General features: G+C 67.6%; 21 protein-coding genes and 1 pseudogene. 11 read left to right on the forward strand and 11 right to left on the reverse strand.

Features of this window, described 5'->3' with window-relative positions; all coding sequences use genetic code 11:
- Positions 1-80 precede the first annotated feature (80 nt).
- The 4 genes from H4F90_RS13410 to ubiA all read left to right on the forward strand — a co-directional run bounded on the left by H4F90_RS13410 (position 81) and on the right by ubiA (position 2,359).
- The gene (locus H4F90_RS13410) at positions 81-458 is read left to right on the forward strand and encodes a BLUF domain-containing protein (RefSeq protein ID WP_182665423.1); all 378 of its coding nucleotides are present in this window, start codon (positions 81-83) and stop codon (positions 456-458) included.
- A gap of 108 nt (positions 459-566) precedes the next feature.
- Positions 567-1,139, forward strand: a complete 573-nt coding sequence (locus H4F90_RS13415) for a hypothetical protein (protein ID WP_182665425.1) — start codon at positions 567-569, stop codon at positions 1,137-1,139.
- Positions 1,140-1,173: 34 nt separating this feature from the next.
- Positions 1,174-1,416 (forward strand): heavy-metal-associated domain-containing protein, encoded by a 243-nt coding sequence (locus tag H4F90_RS13420; protein WP_220486169.1) that lies wholly within the window; start codon positions 1,174-1,176, stop codon positions 1,414-1,416.
- 7 nt (positions 1,417-1,423) lie between these two features.
- Positions 1,424-2,359 (forward strand): 4-hydroxybenzoate octaprenyltransferase, encoded by a 936-nt coding sequence (ubiA, locus tag H4F90_RS13425; RefSeq protein WP_182665427.1) that lies wholly within the window; start codon positions 1,424-1,426, stop codon positions 2,357-2,359.
- Between the two features lie 17 nt (positions 2,360-2,376).
- On the opposite strand, the gene H4F90_RS13430 is transcribed toward ubiA, so the two are convergent.
- From H4F90_RS13430 to H4F90_RS13445, 4 genes are all read right to left on the reverse strand, one after another.
- Positions 2,377-3,099, reverse strand: a complete 723-nt coding sequence (locus H4F90_RS13430; protein ID WP_182665429.1) for an anti-sigma factor — start codon at positions 3,097-3,099, stop codon at positions 2,377-2,379.
- Positions 3,096-3,656, reverse strand: a complete 561-nt coding sequence (locus H4F90_RS13435; RefSeq protein WP_182665431.1) for a sigma-70 family RNA polymerase sigma factor — start codon at positions 3,654-3,656, stop codon at positions 3,096-3,098. Before H4F90_RS13435 ends, H4F90_RS13430 begins: the two co-directional genes overlap by 4 nt.
- Positions 3,657-3,769: 113 nt before the next feature.
- On the reverse strand, positions 3,770-4,564 hold the full coding sequence (locus H4F90_RS13440) for a metallophosphoesterase (protein WP_182665433.1): 795 nt from the start codon (positions 4,562-4,564) through the stop codon (positions 3,770-3,772).
- Between the two features lie 34 nt (positions 4,565-4,598).
- Entirely contained in the window at positions 4,599-5,405 is an 807-nt protein-coding gene (locus tag H4F90_RS13445) for a UPF0149 family protein (RefSeq protein ID WP_182665435.1), read from the reverse strand.
- 43 nt (positions 5,406-5,448) lie between these two features.
- Here H4F90_RS13445 and H4F90_RS13450 point away from each other — a divergent pair, with 43 nt between their 5' ends.
- Positions 5,449-6,495 (forward strand): phytanoyl-CoA dioxygenase family protein, encoded by a 1,047-nt coding sequence (locus tag H4F90_RS13450; protein ID WP_182665438.1) that lies wholly within the window; start codon positions 5,449-5,451, stop codon positions 6,493-6,495.
- A gap of 43 nt (positions 6,496-6,538) precedes the next feature.
- On the opposite strand, the gene mnmE is transcribed toward H4F90_RS13450, so the two are convergent.
- From mnmE to rpmH, 5 genes are all read right to left on the reverse strand, one after another.
- Positions 6,539-7,951, reverse strand: coding sequence for a tRNA uridine-5-carboxymethylaminomethyl(34) synthesis GTPase MnmE (mnmE, locus tag H4F90_RS13455; RefSeq protein WP_182665440.1), 1,413 nt, complete (start codon positions 7,949-7,951; stop codon positions 6,539-6,541).
- Positions 7,952-8,029: 78 nt separating this feature from the next.
- Positions 8,030-9,697 carry a membrane protein insertase YidC gene (gene yidC / locus H4F90_RS13460; protein WP_182665442.1) on the reverse strand — a complete coding sequence of 556 codons (1,668 nt, stop codon included), beginning with the start codon at positions 9,695-9,697 and terminating at the stop codon, positions 8,030-8,032.
- Positions 9,694-10,005, reverse strand: a complete 312-nt coding sequence (yidD, locus tag H4F90_RS13465; protein ID WP_182665444.1) for a membrane protein insertion efficiency factor YidD — start codon at positions 10,003-10,005, stop codon at positions 9,694-9,696. Before yidD ends, yidC begins: the two co-directional genes overlap by 4 nt.
- A complete protein-coding gene (gene rnpA, locus H4F90_RS13470; RefSeq protein WP_182665446.1) occupies positions 10,002-10,460 on the reverse strand; it encodes a ribonuclease P protein component in 459 nt (152 codons plus the stop codon). Before rnpA ends, yidD begins: the two co-directional genes overlap by 4 nt.
- Before the next feature lie 19 nt (positions 10,461-10,479).
- Complete coding sequence (rpmH, locus tag H4F90_RS13475; protein ID WP_182665448.1) at positions 10,480-10,614, reverse strand: 50S ribosomal protein L34; 135 nt, start codon at positions 10,612-10,614, stop codon at positions 10,480-10,482.
- 367 nt (positions 10,615-10,981) lie between these two features.
- On the opposite strand from rpmH, the gene dnaA reads away from it, so the two are divergent.
- From dnaA to H4F90_RS13505, 6 genes are all read left to right on the forward strand, one after another.
- Complete coding sequence (dnaA, locus tag H4F90_RS13480; RefSeq protein ID WP_182665451.1) at positions 10,982-12,379, forward strand: chromosomal replication initiator protein DnaA; 1,398 nt, start codon at positions 10,982-10,984, stop codon at positions 12,377-12,379.
- 295 nt (positions 12,380-12,674) lie between these two features.
- Positions 12,675-13,781, forward strand: coding sequence for a DNA polymerase III subunit beta (gene dnaN / locus H4F90_RS13485; RefSeq protein ID WP_182665453.1), 1,107 nt, complete (start codon positions 12,675-12,677; stop codon positions 13,779-13,781).
- Between the two features lie 113 nt (positions 13,782-13,894).
- A complete protein-coding gene (gene gyrB / locus H4F90_RS13490) occupies positions 13,895-16,435 on the forward strand; it encodes a DNA topoisomerase (ATP-hydrolyzing) subunit B (protein WP_182665455.1) in 2,541 nt (846 codons plus the stop codon).
- Between the two features lie 284 nt (positions 16,436-16,719).
- Positions 16,720-17,148, forward strand: coding sequence for a hypothetical protein (locus H4F90_RS13495; protein ID WP_182665457.1), 429 nt, complete (start codon positions 16,720-16,722; stop codon positions 17,146-17,148).
- Positions 17,149-17,286: 138 nt separating this feature from the next.
- Positions 17,287-18,153: a hypothetical protein gene (locus H4F90_RS13500; protein WP_182665459.1), complete on the forward strand. Its 867-nt coding sequence runs from the start codon at positions 17,287-17,289 to the stop codon at positions 18,151-18,153.
- Between the two features lie 59 nt (positions 18,154-18,212).
- On the forward strand, positions 18,213-18,800 hold the full coding sequence (locus H4F90_RS13505; RefSeq protein WP_328700939.1) for an alpha-ketoglutarate-dependent dioxygenase AlkB family protein: 588 nt from the start codon (positions 18,213-18,215) through the stop codon (positions 18,798-18,800).
- Between the two features lie 313 nt (positions 18,801-19,113).
- On the opposite strand, the pseudogene H4F90_RS13510 reads toward H4F90_RS13505, so the two are convergent.
- Both H4F90_RS13510 and H4F90_RS13515 read right to left on the reverse strand, forming a co-directional pair.
- Positions 19,114-19,275: pseudogene (locus H4F90_RS13510) on the reverse strand (IS110 family transposase); the annotation flags it as partial.
- 20 nt (positions 19,276-19,295) lie between these two features.
- Positions 19,296-19,496 (reverse strand): integrase core domain-containing protein (locus H4F90_RS13515; protein WP_182663839.1); only part of this gene is annotated, 201 nt, incomplete at its 5' end.

A 19,496-nucleotide genomic window follows, 5' to 3' on the forward strand; every position in this document is an offset into this window, starting at 1 on the left:
CCGGAATCGACCGCCGCCGACCGAGCTTGCAGCAGCCGGACGGTCATGCTGTCGCAAGGCCCGTGTGGACCATGCGCACCATGCTTGAGCGCCTTGTCTACGAATCCCGGGCCACCGGGGACTTCGGTACGCTGCACCTCTTCCATCTGCTGACCCATTCCCAGGGACGCAATGAACGGCTGCAGATCACCGGCCACCTGCTGTATCTGAACGGGCGCTTCACCCAGTGCATCGAGGGCCCCGGCGACCGGGTCGAGACCCTGTGGCAGGCCCTGCAGCGCGACCCGCGGCACGATCAGATCGAACTGCTGATGCGGCGGCCCGTCACCGAGCGGGTGTTCTCGGAATGGAGCATGGCCTTCTCGACGCATGCGTCCTACTACGTGCATGGCATGCGCGGCTTCTTCCCCCTGGACGACGAAGAACGCTCGCCGCTGATCGCGCTTTGCAGCGCCTGAGGCGGGCCCAAGCATCGCCTGAGGCCGGCAAGGCGTAAGGTGGGGGCGGGGGCTGCGACCATCTGGGATCGGCGCCTGACCCGTGCGCCTTGCCAACCGGAGCACCCGATGCCTTCATGGACCCATCCTGGCCCCTTCCTTCTCCTGCTGGCCTGCGGCCTGGGCCTGGCTCCGGCCGCGAAGGCCCTGGAGCTGGCCGGGCGCAAGACCCTGTCGGCCGTCACGGCCGAGGGCGCCACGGTGACGCTGGGCGCGGTGGTGTTCACCCCGGCGGCCGACGGCGCGGTGCGCTTCAAGGTCGAGATGCAGCACGAGGCGCTGAGCGATCACTTTCTCTCGATGCGCGAGTTCAAGTGCCTGCCGGGCCCCAAGGAAATCAGTTGCTACGTGCCCTACCCCTACCGGCACCCGGAGCAGGTGCGCCCGGGCCAGCTGGCCTGGCTGGAGCACAGTCTGCTGTTCTTCTTCAAGACCCCGACCGATTTCGGGGCCAAGCTGTGGAACGGGCTGTACTTCGTGTTCACGGACACCGGCCCGGCCCTGGTCGGCGTGCCCCAGGCGGTGGACCTCAACCTGATCGGCGCACCGCCGGCCGACCTGTCGCGGCCGCCCTACGGCCCGGACAAGCGCCACGCGATCCCTGCGGACGCCCGCTGGATCCGCACGCTGCGGATCGAGTAGCGCGCCTACAGCCTCGGATGGCCGAGGCTGGGCGATGATCCAGCCCCTGCATCCTGGGTGCCAAACCATGCCCGAGCACACTTTGCTGATCCCCGATCTGAACTGCGACCACTGCGTGCGCTCCGTCACTGCCGCCCTGCGCGCTTTGGACCCGCAGGCACAAGTTCAGGTCAAGCTCAGCCAGCGGCTGGTACAGGTGATCACGGAGGCCACGCCGGCCGCGGTGGCCCTCGCCCTCACCGCCGAAGGCTATCCCCCGCAAGTCGAGAAGGACTGAGGCGGTAGTGGACCTTCACCGTACCACCTCCTCGTCGCCCTCGAACTGCCTCAAGGCTCGGCTGGCGCTTTGGCTGGACCTGATCCGCTGGAACCGCCCGGCCGGCTGGCTGCTGCTGCTGTGGCCGACCCTGGCCGCCTTGTGGCTGGCGGCCGGCGGCTGGCCGGGCGTGCATCTGCTGGCGGTGTTCGTCGCGGGCACGGTGCTGATGCGCAGCGCCGGATGCTGCGTGAACGACGTCGCCGACCGTGAGTTCGACCGGCATGTGAAGCGCACCGCCCAGCGGCCCGTGACGAGCGGCAGGGTGTCCGTGAGGGAAGCCCTGGCCGTCGGCGCCAGCCTGGCCCTGCTGGCCTTTGCGCTGGTGCTGAGCACCACGCCGGCCGCGGTGGCCTGGTCCTTCGTCGCACTGGCCGTGACGGTGGCCTACCCCTTCGCCAAGCGCTTCGTCGCGATGCCGCAGGCCGTGCTGGGCGTGGCCTTCAGCCTGGGCATGCCGATGGCGTTCGCGGCGGTGCATGGCGGCAGTCCGGACGCGGGCCCCTGGTGGTCGCTGATGCCGGCCTGGGCCTGGGCGCTGTGGGTCGGCAACCTGGCCTGGGTGCTGGCCTACGACACCGAATACGCGATGGTCGACCGTGACGACGACCTGAAGATCGGCATCCGCACCTCGGCCCTCACCCTGGGCCGGGCCGACGTGGCGGCCGTCATGGGCTTCTATGGCCTCTTTCTCGCGCTGTGGGGCGGCGTCGGCTGGCGGCTGGGCCTGGGTCCGGCCTATGCCGCGGGCTGGCTGGGCGCGGCACTTCAAGTGCTCTGGCACCACCGCCTGATCCGCGGCCGCAGCCGCGAGGGCTGCTTTGCGGCCTTCCGCGCGAACCATTGGGTGGGCGCCAGCCTGTTCGCAGGCCTCGCGCTGGATCTGGCGCTGCATCCGGCCTGAGACCTCGTCGACCGGCCTCAGAGCCGCACCGTGCGGCCCAGGTAGAGGATGGGCCCGGTCGGCTTGCCGACCGGGGATCCCGCCTCGGGCTCCAGCGTCAGCTCGAAGAGCTGACGCGCGCCGAGGGTGGGCATGCGCTCGACCGGCAGCTCGACGACCTGGCCGGGCCGCACCAGGCCCAGCGAGGTGGGTCCGGCCGCGCCCTCCGCCTTGGTCCAGAACTGCAGGGCCTTGCCTTCCGGCACCGATTCGGGCGGCACGATCGGCACCAGGCGCAGGCGCCCTCCGGCGGTGGCCTCGACGACCCAGCCGTTGCGCTTGTCGTCCGGAGCCTCCAGCACGGCCAGGTAGCGCGGCGCGACGCTGGCTCGCTCGGCCAGCGCAAGCTGCTCGGTCAGCATCACACCCATCAGCAGCGCGGCCGCGGTGGCCAGCGCGCTCACGCCCTGCCAGATCCGCAGACGGCGCCAGCGCGGGTCGTTGGCGGCCTCGGCCCCCGGCAGCGCGGGCCGTGCCGGCAGACGGGCTTCGATGCGTGCCCACAGGCCCGGCGCCGGACTCGCCGTGCCGACCTGGTGGGCCAGCGGGAGCAGCCGGTCCTGCCAGTAAGCCCGTTCGGCCTGCAGGCCGGCATCCGTGGTCAGCGCAGCCTCGAAGGCCAGGCGCTCCTCGGCGGACAGGGTGCCGAGCACGTACTCGCCGGCCGAGGCCGTGCGCTCGTCCCGATCGGTGAGGTTCATGACAGGCACTCCTTCAGCGAAACCAGACCGCGGCGGATCCAGCTTTTGACCGTCCCCACCGGCGTGGCCAGCTGCTGGGCGATCTGTTCATGGGTGTGCCCCTCCACGAAGGCGCGGAGGATGCACTCGCGGCGCCGCTCCTCCAGACGGGCCAGGCAGCGCTCCAGCGCACGCAGCTCGCCGGGCAGGCGCTCGGGGGGCGTGTCGTGCAGGATGGGCAGCGCATCGGCCAGGCCCTCGACGGCGTCGCCGACGCTGACCTCGCGCCCGGCCCGGCGCTGCACGTCCAGCGCACGGTGGCGGACCACGGTGTAGATCCAGCCGCGGGCCGAGCCCAGCGTGCGTTGGTAGCTGCCGGCACGCTGCCAGATCTGCAGGAAGGCATCCTGCAGCACGTCGTGCGCGGTGTCGCGGTCGCGCACGATGCGCAGCGCCACGCCGAGCAGCCAGCGCGATTCGCGCTCATAGATCTGACGCAGCGCGAAACGCTCACCACGGGCGCAGGCCTCCAGGGCAGCGGCGTGGTCGAAGTCGTCCGGTGGGGCGGTGGCCGTCATGGGGGCGTCCGGAATCGGAGGGAGGGCGGGAGGTGGGCGACGCAGGATGGCGCACGCCGGCCCAAGGGCGGACTACGTCGCAGGGCGAGGGCCGGATGCAGGGCCGGGTGGTCTCACAGCAGCACGCAGGCCAGGGGGTCGTGACCGTCGGCTTCGCCGCTGTGGCTGTGGCCACGCGCGCTGCATACAACCCGGGTGCGGCCGGCGGGGCCATGGTCCACCGTGTAGTCGTGCCGGCAGTGCAGGTGGCCATGGATCCACAGCTGGGCAGCCGGCAGCAGCCCATCGTCGGCATTGCAGAAGCTGGCGGTGGCGGGCTGCGCGCCGTAGCGCGGGTCGGCGCTTTTCAGGCTGGGCCCGAAGTGCGTCATCACCACCGTGCTGTGCCAGTGGCCGGGATCGGCCGGATCGGCGGGCGGCCTCTGGCGCAGGGCGGCCGCCAGCCAGGCGCGGCTGTCGAGCGCTTCCTCGCGCACGGCCGCCGCGTCGAAGGGCAGGCCGTTGCGCGTGCTGCGCATCACATCGACGAAGTAGCGCGCGGCGCGCAAGGCCTTGTCCCGGCGGGAGGGGCCGAAGAGGTCGAAGTCGCACCAGCGCGTGCAGGCCAGCAGGCGGTGACGGCGGCCGTCGGCGCCCTGCAGCAGCACGGCCTCCTTCTCCAGCAGCCGGATGCCCAGGCCTTGCAGGTGCGCGCGCAGGGCGGGCCAGGCCTCGTTCCATTCGCGGCGATCGAACTCGTGGTTGCCGGCGATGGCGTAGATGGGCACCGGCCAGCCGGCGAACAGGCGGTAGCCCTCCCAGCGGGCGTCGATGTCGCCGGCCAGCAGCAGGGCCTCCGCGCCCGGTGCGGGCACGGGCGTGAAGCTCTCGGTCTCCAGGTGCAGGTCGGACAGGATCTGCAGGCGCATGGCGCAGCAGCCCCTCAGCCGGCGGCGGCCGGGCTCAGCGGCCGTGGCACTGCTTGTACTTGCGGCCGCTGCCGCAGGGGCAGGGGTCGTTGCGGCCCACCTTGGGCTCGCTGCGGCGCACGGTGTCGACCTTCAGGCGTTCGCCCCGCGCGATGTCGGCAAGGGCCACCACGTTGTCGATCAAGTCCTCGATGGCCGCGTCCAGGCTCTTCAGGGGATGCTCGGCGTTGAGCGCCTTCACGACCTCCAGCAGATCGCCCTCGGGCTCCGGCAGGTGGCGGTGGATGCAGTCCAGCAGGTCCGGCAGGTCCTCGTGGCTCAGCTCCTCCAGCATCGGGAAGTGGTTCAGCGCATGCTCGAAGCCCACCGCCCACGGCGCCAGCGCCGGGCCGATGGCGGCAACGCCCTTCAGCGGCTTGCCATCCTCGCCCTCGGGCTCCATCACCAGGGGGTCGAAGAAGGCGTCCTCGCGCAGCTGCCGTTCCAGCGCGTCGTGGTGACGCAGGATCAGCGCGACCAGGCGCTCGTGCTTGGCCGCATGCCAGCCGGGCGCCTCAGGGCCCAGGGGCTCCTGGGTGCTCGGATCGGCCGGGGCACCGTCCTCGCCCGGGTCACCGAAGCGCCAGTCGAAGATGGGCGGCAGCCAGGCCTCGGGCGGCAGCAGCACGGGCTGGGCCAGCACACCGCAGAGGTAGCCGTCGAGCATGACGACATCCAGCGCCTCGCGCGGCGCCGGGATGGCGGCCAGCAGGTCGTCCAGCTCGCGGATCTCGGCATCGTCGAGCGGGGTTTCGGGGCGCAGATCCGGCGCGGCGGGCGGGGGGGTCTTGGGGGCGGACATCGGGGCATTGTCGGCCAGCCGCCCGGCTTAGCATCGCCCCACCATGCCTGCCCTGCCCGAACTTGCCCGCCGCATCGCGCTTGCCCCCTGGTGGGCGCTGGAACTGCTCAGCTCGGCCAAGTCCTTCGCCGACAACCCGCTGCTCGGCTCGGCCCGGCTGAACCGCCTCGGCCTGCACCGCGTCCGGCTGCGGGCGGCGCATGCGCTGAGCGCGCGGCGCCGTGCCGGCCTGGCCGCCGCGCTGGCGCCCGCGGAGCGCGAAGCCTTCGCACGCGACGGCTACCTCGTCCGCCACGACCTGCTGCCTGCGGCCGATTTCGCTGCCCTGCGCGAGTCCCTGCTGGCCCGGCCCGCACCGGCGCGCGAGATGCTGCAGGGCGACACCCTGACCCGCCGCATCGCCCTGGACCCGGCCTTCCGCCGCGCCGTGCCGGCGCTGCAGGGCCTGATCGAGCACCCGCTGTTCCGGGCCGCCACCCGCCACGTGGCTGCCTACGACCGCGAGCCCTGGCTCTATCTGCAGACCATCCTGAGCCATGTGCGCGCGGCGGCCCCCGATCCGCAAACCCATCTGCACGCCGACACCTTCCACCCGACCATGAAGGCCTGGTTCTTCCTCGGCGAGGTCGCGGCCGACGAAGGGCCCTTCACCTATGTGCCCGGCTCGCACCGCCTGACGCCCGAACGTCTGGCCTGGGAGAGTCGTCGCGCCGAGTCCGCCGCCCGCGAACCCTGCCGGATGAGCGCGCGCGGCTCGCTGCGCATCGAAGCCGACGAACTGCCGGCCCTGGGCCTGCCGCCGCCGCGTGCCCTGGCCGTGCCCGCGAACACCCTGGTGGTGGCCGACACCTTCGGCTTCCATGCGCGCGGGCCCAGCCTGCGGCCCGGCCTGCGCATCGAAGTCTGGGCCTACGACCGCCGCAACCCCTTCTGGCCGGCCAGCACCGACGCCCCCTTGGCCTGGCTGGGCCTGCTGCCACGCCGCGCACCGCTCTACTGGGCGGCCCTCGACGCGCGGGAGCGCCTGGGCGGCGGCCGCAACCCCTGGCGCGACGCCGGGCTCAAGCGGGCCGGCGATCCGGCAGCTTGAGCGATGCCGGCGTCTCAGGCTCATCCCATGAGCCTTGGCAGTTTCACTTGCCGATGCAGAAGCGGCCGAAGATCTCGCCGAGCAGCTCGTCGGCCGTGGTGTGGCCGGTGATGGCACCCAGCGCATCGTGGGCGGCGCGCAGCTCCTCAGCCAGCAATTCCAGCGGCGCGTCGGACACGTCGAGCAGCGAGCGCGCCGCGGCCAGGTGCCCGGCCGTGGCGGCCAGCGCATCGAGGTGGCGCGCACGGGCGATGAAACTGCCCTCCCCGGCCGGCTGGGCGCCGGCCGCCTGCAGCAGGCGCTGGCGCAGGATCTCCAGGCCGGCCCCGCTGCGGGCCGACAGGCTGAGCGGGCCCTCGGGCGGCAGCGCGTCGAGCAGGTCGGCCTTGTTCCAGACCTCCAGCACCGTGCGGGCGCCGGCCTCGGCCAGGCCGGCGGCAATGCGCGCGTCGGCCGCGTCGTAGTCGGGCTGACCGCGGCGGCCCAGATCGCGCAGGAAGACGACCGCATCGGCTTCGGCGATGGCCGTCCAGCTTCGGGCGATGCCCAGGCGCTCGACCTCGTCGGCCGTGTCCTCGTCACTGCGCAGGCCGGCGGTGTCGGTGATGTGCAGCGGCACGCCGCCGATCTGCAGCGATTCGGAAATGCTGTCGCGCGTGGTGCCGGGAATGGGCGTGACGATGGCCCGTTCGGCCCCGGCCAGTGCATTCAGCAGCGAGCTCTTGCCGACGTTCGGCTGGCCGGCCAGCACCACGCGCAGGCCGTCACGCAGCAGCACGCCCTGCCGCGCGCGCGCGCGCAGCGCGGCCAGCTCGGCCTCCAGCACGGCCAGACGCGGCCGGGCGCGGGCCTGTTCGAGGAAGTCGATGTCCTCGTCCGGAAAGTCGAGCGTGGCCTCGACCAGGGCGCGCAGCTCGACCAGGCGATCGCGCAGCGAAGCAATGCCCTGCGAGAAGACGCCGGCCAGCGCGCGGCTGGCGCTGCGGGCTGCGGCCTCGGTGCTGGCGTCGATCAGGTCGGCCACGGCCTCGGCCTGGGCCAGGTCCAGCTTGCCGTTCAGCCAGGCACGGCGGGTGAATTCGCCCGGATCGGCCAGGCGCAGCCGCGGCAGGGCGCCGGGGCCGTCGGCGGAGGCTGCCGCGGCCTCCAGGCAGCGCGCCAGCAGCAGCTCCAGCAGCACCGGACCGCCGTGGGCCTGGAGCTCCAGAACATGCTCGCCCGTGGCGCTGTGCGGGGCGGGGAAGTGCAGGGCCAGGCCCTGGTCGAGGCACTGCCCCGCCGCGTCGCGGAAGGGCAGGTAGTGCGCATGGCGCGGCTGCAGCACCTGGCCGAAGAGGACCTCGATCAGCCCGTCCAGCGGCTGCGGCGAGGAGATGCGGACGATGCCGATGGCACCGCGCCCGGGCGCGGTGGCCAGGGCCAGGATGGGATCGTCCAGGGCAGCCAGGGGATTCATGCGCGGATTCTGCGGGGCTGGAAACAGCGACGCCCCGGGGCCGGGGGGCCGCGGGGCGTCGCTGGGCTGCGTGCAGGGTCAGTTCACGCCGACCTTGCGGTTGATCACCCATTGCTGCGCGATCGAGAGCAGGTTGTTGGTGATCCAGTAGAGCACCAGGCCGGCCGGGAAGAAGAAGAACATCACCGAGAAGATGAGCGGCATGATCCACATCATCTTGGCCTGCATGGGATCCGGCGGGGTCGGGTTCAGCCAGGTCTGCAGCAGGGTGGAGGCGGTCATCACCACCGGCAGGATGTAGTACGGGTCCTTGATCGACAGGTCGCTGATCCAGCCGATCCAGGGCGCGCCGCGCATCTCGACGCTCGACAGCAGCACCCAGTACAGCGCGATGAAGACGGGAATCTGGATCAGGATGGGCAGGCAGCCGCCGAGCGGGTTGACCTTCTCCTCCCGGTACAGCTTCATCATCTCCTGCTGCATCTCCTGCGGCTTGTCCTTCAGGCGTTCGCGCATCGCCATCACCCGCGGGCTGATGGCCTTCATCTTGGCCATCGAGCGGTAGGCGCTGGCATTGAGCCAGTAGAAGGCGGCCTTCAGCAGCACGACGAGCGCGACGATGGCCCAGCCCCAGTTGCCGATCAGGCCATGCAGCTTGTCGAGCAGCCAGAACAGCGGCTTGGCCAGGATGGTGACCCAGCCATAGTCCTTCACCAGTTCCAGGCCGGGGGCCAGGGCGGCGAGCTTGTTCTCCTCCTGCGGGCCGACGAAGAGCTGGCTGTCAAAACGCAGGCTGGCCCCGGGGGCCACTTCGCCCAGGGGGAAGATCTGACCGACCGCATAGAGGTTGGTGTCGACCTTCTTCGTGTAGAACTCGCGCGGCATCGCGTCCTGGTGCAGCCAGGCGCTGGCGAAGTAGTGCTGGACCATCGCGATCCAGCCGTCGCCGGCCGTCTTCGCGTGCTCTGCCTTGCCCTTCTCGATGTCCTCGAAGTGGACCTTCTTGAACTTGTCCTGCTCGGTGTAGACGGCCGGGCCGGTGAAGGTCTGGTAGAAGCTCGATTCGCCGGGCGGCGGATTGCCATCGCGGACCAGCTGCTGGTAGAGCTGCGGGCGCAGCGGCGCGGCGCCCTCGTTCTGCAGCTCATGGCGCACGGCCACGACATAGCTGCCGCGGGTGAAGCGCAGCGTCTTGCGCAGCTTCAGGCCACTGGCCGAATCGGCGGTGAAGACCAGCTCCAGCGCCTCGGCCCCCTCGGCCAGCTCGGTCGGGCCGGCTTGCAGCTGGAAAGTGCTGAGGTGGGTGGGCAGATCCGGCGCCCCGACCAGACCGGTCTGCGCCAGGTAGACACGCTCGGCCGAACGATCGAGCAGCACGATGTTCTGACCGGCCTTCTGCGCGTCATGGAAGCCGCGCAGCTCGACCCGGACGATGTCCGCGCCGCGATGGTCCACCGTGACCTTCAGCGTGTCCGTCGTGACGGTGACCGTGGGCGTGACGTCCGCGGCAGCCGAAGCGGCGGCCGGCGGGGCCACGGCCGCGACACCGCCCAGGGCGCTGGGCGCAGGGAGGGTGGCGGCGGAACTGCCCGGGGCGGAGGGCTTGACCGGGGCGGCGGCCTGCTGCGTCGGGGTCGGCATGCCGAAGAGGGTGGGCTGGCCGGTGTGGCGGTTCCACGCGTCCCACAGCAGGACCAGCGACATCAGGAAGACCACCCACAGGATGGTGCGGCGCATATCGGTCATGGCGTGATTTCAGACGATGAAGATGACGGGGCAGGGTCAGGACGCCGACCCAGCAGCCAGCCGCGCGCAGCTTGTCGCGGCACCGGATCGCAGCCCCCGGCGCAGCCGGGATGGCAGCGCAGCAGACGGCCGGCGGTCAGCAGGCTGCCGTGGAAGGCGCCGTGACGCTCGATGGCCTCCAGGCCATAGACCGAGCAGCTCGGGGTGAAGCGACATGCGCTGCCGATCCAGGGGCTGAGCAGCAGGCGGTAGGCCTTCAGCAGGCCCCGCAGCGCGCGGGCTGCCCAGGAGAGCGTGGAAGCGCTCACCGCTTGCGTCCTGCGGCGGCCTCGCCGAACAGGGCCTGGATCTCGGCGCGCACGACTTCGCGCAGCGCCTGCGAAGCCGCGCTGGGGTAGCTGGAACGCTCGTAGCCCGTGCGCAGCCGCAGCACCCAGTCCCCGGGCGGAAGCTGGGCGGCGGCCGCCGCAAAACAGACCTTCGCCTGACGGCGGATGAGGTTGCGCGTCACCGCACGGCGTGCCTGCTTCTTGGGCAGGATCAGGCCGATGCGATGACTTTCGTCCACAGGCCCCGGACGCTGCAGGCCCGGGCCTGTTGACAAGTCACCCGCGATGCGTGTCGCGGCAGGCTGGTGATGGAGCACGAAATGCGCACTCCGCGCACGGGGTCGCGTCGCGAGGACCGCCTGGAAGGCGGGGGCCCCGCTCAGGCTGGCATGACGGGATCGCAGGTCGGGCGACCCGGGATCGCCGGACGACACGTCCGTGCGAGCCGCCGGATCAGACGGCCAGGCGCTTGCGGCCCTTGGCGCGACGGGCCTTGATGACCTGACGGCCGCCGCGGGTCTTCATGCGGACGAGGAAGCCGTGGGTGCGGGCACGACGGGTCTTGGAGGGCTGGTAGGTACGCTTCATGATGGTCCTCGGGCGCCGGCAGGTCGCAAACCCGGGCGCATCGTTCGACAGGGAACAGGAATGTGGACCGGCCCGGGCCGGCAGGCCACGCGTCGCCGCGACGGCCTGCCGGCCGAGTCCGGCCGGATCTTCCCCGCAAGGCAGAAGCCCGAAACCAGGCCCCCGCATCACGCGGAAAACCTGCAATTACAACACAGGCGCGGGTCTTCGTGGAACGAGGCCCGGGAACAGGCCGCGGCAGAGGCACGCCAGGGAGCGTCTGTCAACCCACAACTTGTTCTCCGAAGGCTGTGGATAAGTCATGTCCTAAGCGGGCCGGACGTCTAGAATCCGGCCGCTCCAAGGCCCCTTGTCCACAAGCGATCCGATGGGTGAAACCACCTCGCGCAACCCCCTGTGGCAACTTGGCTGCGAGCGACTCGCGGCCGAATTGCCCGAGCAGCAGTTCAACACCTGGATCCGCCCGCTGCCGCCGGCGGAGCTGAGCGACGACGCCGAAGGCGGCCTCGTCGTCACGCTGAAGGTGCCGAATCGCTTCAAGATGGACTGGATCCGCAGCCAGTACGGCGCGCGCATCGAGGCCTTGCTGGCCGAACTGAGCGGCCAGAGCGTGCGGGTCGAGCTCCAGCTTGCCGCCCGGGAGCCCCAGGCGATCCGGGTGGCCTCGCCCCTGCCCGTCCAGGCCAGCCTGCCGATCGCCGACGGCGGTCCCGCAGTGCGCGCCAGCGACACCCCGGCCCTGGCCACGCATCGTCTGAACGCCTCGCTGACCTTCGAGAACCTGGTGCCGGGCCGTGCGAACCAGATGGCACGCACGGCGGCGCTGCACGTGGCCGGCGCACCGGGGGTCATGTACAACCCGCTGTTCATCTACGGGGGTGTGGGCCTCGGCAAGACCCACCTGATCCATGCGGTGGGCAACGCGCTGCTGCGCGACAAGCCCGATGCCCGCATCCTCTACCTGCATGCCGAGCAGTTCATCTCGGATGTGGTGAAGAACTACCAGCGCAAGACCTTCGACGAGCTCAAGGCCAAGTACCACTCGCTGGACCTGCTGCTGATCGACGACGTGCAGTTCTTCGCCGGCAAGGAGCGGACGCAGGAGGAGTTCTTCAACGCCTTCGAGGCCCTGCTGGCCAAGCGGGCGCACATCATCATGACCAGCGACACCTACCCCAAGGGGCTGGCCGACATCGATGAGCGCCTGACCAGCCGCTTCGACGCGGGCCTGACGGTGGCCATCGAACCGCCCGAGCTGGAGATGCGGGTCGCGATCCTGCTGAAGAAATCGGAATCCGAAGGCGCGCCCATGCCCGAGGACGTGGCCTTCTTCGTGGCCAAGAACGTGCGGGCGAATGTGCGCGAACTCGAAGGCGCGCTGCGCAAGGTGCTGGCCTATGCGCGCTTCAGCCACAAGGACATCAACATCGGCCTGGCGCGCGAGGCGCTGAAGGACCTGCTGTCGATCCAGAACCGGCAGATCTCGGTCGAGAACATCCAGAAGACGGTGGCCGACTTCTACAAGATCAAGGTCGCCGACATGTACAGCAAGAAGCGGCCGGCCTCGATCGCGCGGCCGCGCCAGATCGCCATGTACCTGGCCAAGGAGCTGACGCAGAAGAGCCTGCCCGAGATCGGGGAGCTCTTCGGCGGCCGCGACCACACCACCGTACTGCACGCCGTGCGCAAGATCGGCGGGGAGCGGCAAAAGAACAGCGAGCTCAACCAGCAGCTGCATGTGCTGGAGCAGACGCTCAAGGGCTGAGGCCCGCGCAGCACGCGCCTGAGTCATCCGCCAGGCGTCCTGGGACAGGACGCCGGCGCCTTCTAACCCTGTTGAAAACCGGCGTCAAAGCACAAAGCTGTGGACAGTTCGCGAACAACTTCAGGCTTATCCACAGGCCAAAGCCGCCTGGCCGACTTGTTCATCGCCGCGGCACATCGGCTGCTGCCGGCATCCACAGACCTTCGCGGACGCTAAACCCGCGCCGAAACGGGCGAAAATCGCCTTGTCCACAGGCCGAAGGCGCCTCTACGACCACGACCATCTTGAGGAATCCATGATTGTGTTGAAAGCACCGCAGGACAAGCTGCTCGCCACTCTGCAAACCGTGGCCGGCATCGTCGAAAGGCGACACACGCTGCCCGTGCTCGCCAACGTCCTGCTGCGCAAGCACAATGGCCAGATCGAACTGACCACCAGCGACCTCGAGATCCAGATCCGCACCCGAGCCAGCTTCGACGGCGATGCGGAAGACACCGCCACCACCGTCGGGGCCAAGAAGCTCATCGACATCCTTCGCTCCCTGCCCAGCGACCAGACGGTCAGCCTCAAGGCCGAGCAGAACAAGCTGGTCCTCAGCGGCGGCAAGAGCCGCTTCAGCCTGCAGACCCTGCCACCCGAGGACTTCCCCCTGGTTCAGGAAGCCGCCGACTTCGGTCCCGCCTTCGCGGTGCCGCAGAAGGTGCTCAAGGACCTGATCGCCCAGGTCCACTTCGCGATGGCGGTGCATGACATCCGCTACTACCTCAACGGCATCCTCTTCGTTGCCGAAGGTCAGTCGCTGACCCTGGTGGCCACGGATGGCCACCGCCTGGCCCTGGCCCGCGCCACGCTGGAAACCGACTGCCCGAAGCAGGAAGTCATCCTTCCCCGCAAGACCGTGCTCGAACTGCAGCGCCTGCTCAAGGACGACGAGAACCCGATCGAGATGCGCTTTGCCGGCAATCAGGCGCGCTTCGATTTCAGCGGCCTGGAGTTCGTCACCAAGCTGGTCGAAGGCAAGTTCCCCGACTACCAGCGCGTGATCCCCAAGGGCCATCGCAACCTCATCACCCTGGGCCGTGCACCCCTGCTCGCTGCCCTGCAGCGCGCGGCCATCCTGACCAGCGAGAAGTTCAAGGGCGTGCGCCTGAACCTCGAACCTGGCCTGCTTCGCATTGCGTCCAGCAATGCCGAGCAGGAAGAAGCGAAGGAAGAACTCGAGATCGACTACGGCGGCGACACCCTCGAGATCGGCTTCAACGTCGGCTACCTGATGGACGTGCTGGCCAACATGGACCAGGAGATGGTGACCCTGGCCTTGCAGGACGCGAACAGCTCGGTGCTGATCACCGTCCCGGGGGGAGAGGACTTCAAGTACGTCGTGATGCCGATGCGCATCTGAGCCCCGGAGGCCCGCGCCCTGGCGGAGCGGGTCCTGCGGTGTGAAGCGGGCCGGGTGCCCGCTTGTGTTTTTCTTGGGCGGCTCCTCCGCGTGTCGTCCGGCAGTGAATCCCCATGAGCGATCTTCCCGAACAAGCCCCCGACCTTCCGCCCACCGCCGCGCCGCAGCCGCTGAGCGGCGAAGGGGCGAGCGCTGCCTACGGCTCGGACTCGATCCAGATCCTCGAGGGCCTGGAGGCCGTGCGCAAGCGGCCGGGCATGTACATCGGCGACACCTCCGACGGCACCGGCCTGCACCACCTCGTCTTCGAAGTGGTCGACAACTCCATCGACGAAGCGCTGGCCGGCCACTGCGACGACATCACCGTCACCATCCACAGCGACAACAGCATCAGCGTCATCGACAACGGCCGCGGCATCCCCACCGGCGTGAAGATGGACGACAAGCACGAGCCCAAGCGCAGTGCCGCCGAAATCGCGCTGACCGAGCTGCACGCCGGCGGCAAGTTCAACCAGAACAGCTACAAGGTCTCGGGCGGCCTGCACGGCGTGGGCGTGAGCTGCGTGAACGCGCTGAGCAAGTGGCTGCGCCTGACCGTGCGCCGCGAAGGCAAGGTGCATCACCTGGAGTTCCGCCAGGGCGTGCCGCAGGACCGTCTGCTGGAGCAGCGCGAGGGCTTCGAGGTCAGCCCCATGCGCGTCATCGGTGACACCGACAAGCGCGGCACCGAAGTGCACTTCCTGCCCGACGAAACCATCTTCACGAACGTCGAGTTCCACTACGACATCCTGGCCAAGCGCTTGCGCGAGCTCAGCTTCCTGAACAACGGCGTCAAGATCCGCCTGGTCGACGAGCGGAACAACAAGGAAGACAACTTCGCCTACGCCGGCGGCGTCAAGGGCTTCGTCGAGTTCATCAACCAGGGCAAGCGCACCCTGCACCCGAACATCTTCCATGCCGTGGGCGAGAAGCTCAGCGAGCAGGGCACGACCATCGGCGTGGAAGTCTCCATGCAGTGGAACGACGGCTACAACGAATCCGTCCTCTGCTTCACCAACAACATCCCCCAGCGCGACGGCGGCACCCACCTGACCGGCCTGCGCGCGGCGATGACCCGCGTCATCAACAAGTACATCGAAGACAACGAGCTGGCCAAGAAGGCCAAGGTCGAGGTGGGTGGCGATGACATGCGCGAAGGCCTGGCCTGCGTCGTCAGCGTGAAGGTGCCCGAGCCCAAGTTCAGCAGCCAGACCAAGGACAAGCTGGTCAGCTCCGAAGTGCGCGCGCCGGTCGAGGACATCGTCGGCCGCCTGCTCAACGACTGGCTGCTCGAGAACCCCAGCGACGCCAAGATCGTCTGCGGCAAGATCATCGAAGCCGCTCGCGCCCGCGACGCGGCCCGCAAAGCCCGCGAAATGACGCGCCGCAAGGGCGTGCTCGACGGCCTGGGCCTGCCCGGCAAACTGGCCGACTGCCAGGAGAAGGACCCCGCGCTCTGCGAGATCTACATCGTCGAGGGTGACTCCGCCGGCGGCTCGGCCAAGCAGGGCCGCGACCGGAAGTTCCAGGCCATCCTGCCCCTGCGCGGCAAGATCCTCAACGTCGAGAAAGCCCGCTACGAGAAGCTGCTGACCAGCAACGAAATCCTCACGCTGATCACCGCCCTGGGCACCGGCATCGGCAAGGGCATGGGCGGGGACGACTTCAACCCCGACAAGCTCCGCTACCACCGCATCATCATCATGACCGACGCGGACGTGGACGGCGCCCACATCCGCACCCTGCTGCTCACCTTCCTGTTCCGGCAGATGCCCGAGCTGGTCGAGCGCGGCCACATCTACATCGCCCAGCCCCCGCTCTACAAGGTCAAGCACGGCAAGGCCGAGCAATACCTGAAGGACGGCCACGAGCTCGACAGCTACCTGATGAAGGTCGCCCTCGAAGGCGCCGTCGTCGAGCCCGGCGAAGGCCGCCCGCCCCTCAGCGGCGCCGTGCTGGAAGAACTGGCCCGCCAGTACGTGCTGGCCACCAACGTCATCGACCGCCTGTCCAACTGGATGGACGTCGAGGCCCTGCGCGCCCTGGCCGAAGGCCTGGTGCTGAATCTGGACACGCCCGAAGCCGCGGCGGAAAGCGCTACTGCCCTGGCCGCCGCCCTGCACGACGCGCAAGTCAGCGCCGAAGTCGATGCCCGCACCGACAAACCCTACCTGCGCATCAGCCGCCGCCATCACGGCAATGTGAAGAGCAGCCTCATCACCGCCGACTTCGTGCACGGCGCCGACTACGAAGCGCTCAGCCAGGCCGGCCTCACCTTCAAGGGCCTGCTCAGCGCCGAAGCCGTCGTCAAGCGCGGCGAAGGCGAAAAGCAGAAGAGCGCCAAGGCCGCCGACTTCCGCGCCGCCATGGCCTGGCTCATGCAGCAAGCCGAGAACGGCGTCGCCCGCCAACGCTACAAGGGCCTGGGCGAAATGAACCCCGAGCAGCTCTGGGAAACCACCATGGACCCGAACGTGCGCCGCCTGCTGCGCGTGCAGATCGAGGATGCGATCGAGGCTGATCGCGTTTTCACCATGCTCATGGGCGATGAGGTGGAGCCGCGGCGGGATTTCATCGAAAGTAATGCCTTGAGGGCGGCGAATATCGATGTGTGAGACACGGCCTGCGGGATGCAGGCGGGATGAAGCAAAACGCCGCGGCCTGTGCCGCGGCGTTTTGCTTTGGGGGGGTGATCGTCGGGAGGCGCATGCACCCGGGCCTGAGGGTGTGCCGCTGCCGTACTACCGTTGGGCCGCCTAACGCGCCATTGCAAGCCCTCGCAAGAAGGGGTTGTGTGGTCTCTATGCCTGGGAAGCGGGTCACGGTAGGCTCCAGGCGTCTTGAACAGTCGGCGTCATGTGGCAAGTGCTGCCGTGATGCCTAAAGTACGTTAGCCTTTATGAACCCTCGAAGCCGTTGGGATCATTTATTGGCCCTTGACGAGGAACTGCTCAAGGGGGGAGCCATCCTTTCGGAATGGTGTTCATTCATAGTTCGTGAGTCGGACTTGGCGTTTGTGGTTGGGGCGCATCTCGCTTCTATCCTCACGGCCGTATCAGGCATCGAAACGTATCTACGCTCCGAGTACGCCAAAACTACGAAGGACAAGCTGTTCGTACTAATCGATCAAGCGCCCATAGATTCTGCTCTCAAAAACGATCTTCATATGCTACGAAAGTACAGAAACAAGTGGGTACATGTGGATGAGCCATGGGAAGATGGACCACTACTTGAAACGCCGGAACAGTTTGAAAAAGAGTTGGAAGAAATGGCGCTCTTCGCGGCGCGCTGCTTAAGGCTGACCATCTATGAGAATCAGTGGGTGTAGAGGGCTAACTAACGGTTCCACCCGACGTCCTCGCCTTCGGCGCAGCCGCGCGTGAACCTGGGCGTTAGGCCGCATACCCGAGCACCGCGTACGCTCGCGGCTAGAATATCCGCCACGTTTCAGACCTGAAGCATACGCATGACCATCTTTCAGCTCGTAAAGATCGCTCTCGACACTCTCTATGCGGAAGCCGTGTCTGCCTACGGCAGTTCCGCTGACGCAAAGATTACCGAGCAGATGGGTTACCTCTCGAAGAGCTACAGCGAGCTCAATCAGGTTGGCCGGAAGCCAGTGAACTACAAGGACCCGGCCACTCGCTTTGCGTATGTGTACAAGTATGTCGCCTCGCATGGCAACTACGTGGTCCAAGTGCTCAACGCGCTGCGGCTAGAACTTGAAGGGCCGATCTTCACCACTGAATCCATTCGGGTCTCGTGTGTTGGCGGTGGACCGGGAAGCGACATCATCGCTTTGCTGAAGTACCTTGACGAACGCAAAGCGACTGAGAAGGTCAAAAAGGTGACCTGTTACCTGCTCGACCGTGAGCAGGCATGGGCAGACACCTGGACAGAGCTGGACGACTCGTTGAAGACGGACCTGCTACTGCACGCGAACTTTCAACCTCTGGACGTCACGAATCCTGATTCGTGGGCCCAACAAAAGAAATTCTTGCAGGCTGATCTATTCACAATGAGCTACTTCGTGTCGGAGGTAAAGGCCCTTGATTTGACAGGTGTCGTCACAAAATTCTGGCAAACCCTGTTCCAAGAAGCCAAACCAGGTGCGCTATTTCTGTATGACGACAACGGTCATGACGCGTTTAACTCCTACTTTGACGGGCAGTGGAAGAAGGCAGGGTTGAAGTGCATCATCGAGTCGACAAACCAGACAACGTCGCCCTCAGGCAGCGAGCAGAAGTCCGATTTGGGGCCCTACTTGACCAAGTTCGGGCAATCTCCGAAGCTCAAGACTCCGCTCACCTACCGCGTGCTTAGAAAGCCTTGACTTCAGACCTTTTCGCTTCAGACTCAAGCTTTGAGCAGCTCCCGCTAGAGGGCGCCGAAGTGCTGCTACTTCAGCAGCTTGCCTTGCCGCGCCCTGCTTCACTGCTGTTGTCTGAACTCATCCGCGATACACCGTGGCGCAGCGAACACATCACGGTTTGGGGCAAGAAGCATTTACAACCACGCCTTGTGGCGTGGTATGGCGACGAGGGCCGAAACTACACGTACTCGGGAATCTCCATGAATCCTTTGCCGTGGACAACGACGTTGCTGGAACTCCGGGCGCTAGTCGAATCTACCTGCGACGAGAGGTTTAACAGCGTTCTGCTGAACTACTACCGGGATGGCCGAGACAGTATGGGCTTCCACAGCGACGATGAACCAGAGCTTGGACCCCGCCCCACAATCGCATCGCTCAGCCTAGGCGAATCCCGAATCTTTGCATTCAAGCACAAGCAGCGCTCAGATGCGCCGACTGTAAACATTGAGCTTGCGTCGGGCTCTCTACTGCTTATGAAGGGCGACACGCAGCGCAATTGGAAGCACGGTATCGCGAAATCAAGTCGACCACTCGGGCCAAGAGTAAACCTAACGTTTCGCAGGATACAAGCAACGAACCCTAGGGGTCATCGTGCCAATGCGGCCTAACCCCTCTTCAGGGACTTCCCGCTGAGTCAACGGTGATCAGTGTTCTTCTTCCGAGGCCGGTTTCCTTTCGCGTGAACAGCAGGACGTGGTGATCGAAGGCGCCACCGTGGAAGGACAGACTGCACATCTACAGGCGGGCTTGTGTCGGTGGGGTTCACCGAGGCCCCAGATACGAACCGCTCAGCAGGGCTCCATTCACTCGACGTGCTGTGGGCACATGAGGGTTACCGAGTTCACCTGCTGCCGGTCTGACCTGTGGTGGGCATCTTCGAGCGCACGTCCGGGTGAGGAATCGGGTCTTGTGTGTTCGGGCTCAGCTGGCCGGCTGGGCTTTGAGGCAGCAGCGCGCCGCAGGCGGCTCGGGCATGGGGTCAGGGTTGAAGGCCGCGCCACGTGTGAGCAAGGCCCACAAGATGCGGGCGTTCTTGTTGGCCAGTGCCACGACGGCCTTTTGCCAGCCCACGCGCTCTTTGAGCTGCACCGTAAGCTCCCCCGTCAAGTAGACAGTCCAGAAGTAGAGACTTCCTGGTTGAACACCCTGGGTTTGAACACCGCCGGCGGCACGTTGCCCAGGGAGTCGTGCGGCCGGTATTCGTTGTAGTCGGTCAGCCAGTCGTCGGCAGCGGTCTGCACCTCGCTGACGGCGTTGAATAGCCAGGCATCGAGCACCTCCTGGCGGAAGCTGCGGTTGAAGCG

It is taken from the genome of Aquariibacter albus, assembly GCF_014145335.1.
GTDB classification, from domain to species: domain Bacteria; phylum Pseudomonadota; class Gammaproteobacteria; order Burkholderiales; family Burkholderiaceae_C; genus Aquariibacter; species Aquariibacter albus.

What these genes read in the sequence shown, in the direction of transcription:
- H4F90_RS13410 (WP_182665423.1), top strand. Translation starts at nt 81, where the DNA reads ATGCTTGAGCGCCTTGTCTACGAATCCCGGGCCACCGGGGACTTCGGT.
- H4F90_RS13415 (WP_182665425.1), top strand. Translation starts at nt 567, where the DNA reads ATGCCTTCATGGACCCATCCTGGCCCCTTCCTTCTCCTGCTGGCCTGC.
- H4F90_RS13420 (WP_220486169.1), top strand. Translation starts at nt 1,174, where the DNA reads ATGATCCAGCCCCTGCATCCTGGGTGCCAAACCATGCCCGAGCACACT.
- H4F90_RS13430 (WP_182665429.1), bottom strand. Translation starts at nt 3,099, where the DNA reads ATGAACCTCACCGATCGGGACGAGCGCACGGCCTCGGCCGGCGAGTAC.
- H4F90_RS13435 (WP_182665431.1), bottom strand. Translation starts at nt 3,656, where the DNA reads ATGACGGCCACCGCCCCACCGGACGACTTCGACCACGCCGCTGCCCTG.
- H4F90_RS13440 (WP_182665433.1), bottom strand. Translation starts at nt 4,564, where the DNA reads ATGCGCCTGCAGATCCTGTCCGACCTGCACCTGGAGACCGAGAGCTTC.
- H4F90_RS13445 (WP_182665435.1), bottom strand. Translation starts at nt 5,405, where the DNA reads ATGTCCGCCCCCAAGACCCCCCCGCCCGCCGCGCCGGATCTGCGCCCC.
- H4F90_RS13450 (WP_182665438.1), top strand. Translation starts at nt 5,449, where the DNA reads ATGCCTGCCCTGCCCGAACTTGCCCGCCGCATCGCGCTTGCCCCCTGG.
- mnmE (WP_182665440.1), bottom strand. Translation starts at nt 7,951, where the DNA reads ATGAATCCCCTGGCTGCCCTGGACGATCCCATCCTGGCCCTGGCCACC.
- yidC (WP_182665442.1), bottom strand. Translation starts at nt 9,697, where the DNA reads ATGACCGATATGCGCCGCACCATCCTGTGGGTGGTCTTCCTGATGTCG.
- rpmH (WP_182665448.1), bottom strand. Translation starts at nt 10,614, where the DNA reads ATGAAGCGTACCTACCAGCCCTCCAAGACCCGTCGTGCCCGCACCCAC.
- dnaA (WP_182665451.1), top strand. Translation starts at nt 10,982, where the DNA reads ATGGGTGAAACCACCTCGCGCAACCCCCTGTGGCAACTTGGCTGCGAG.
- dnaN (WP_182665453.1), top strand. Translation starts at nt 12,675, where the DNA reads ATGATTGTGTTGAAAGCACCGCAGGACAAGCTGCTCGCCACTCTGCAA.
- gyrB (WP_182665455.1), top strand. Translation starts at nt 13,895, where the DNA reads ATGAGCGATCTTCCCGAACAAGCCCCCGACCTTCCGCCCACCGCCGCG.
- H4F90_RS13495 (WP_182665457.1), top strand. Translation starts at nt 16,720, where the DNA reads ATGAACCCTCGAAGCCGTTGGGATCATTTATTGGCCCTTGACGAGGAA.
- H4F90_RS13500 (WP_182665459.1), top strand. Translation starts at nt 17,287, where the DNA reads ATGACCATCTTTCAGCTCGTAAAGATCGCTCTCGACACTCTCTATGCG.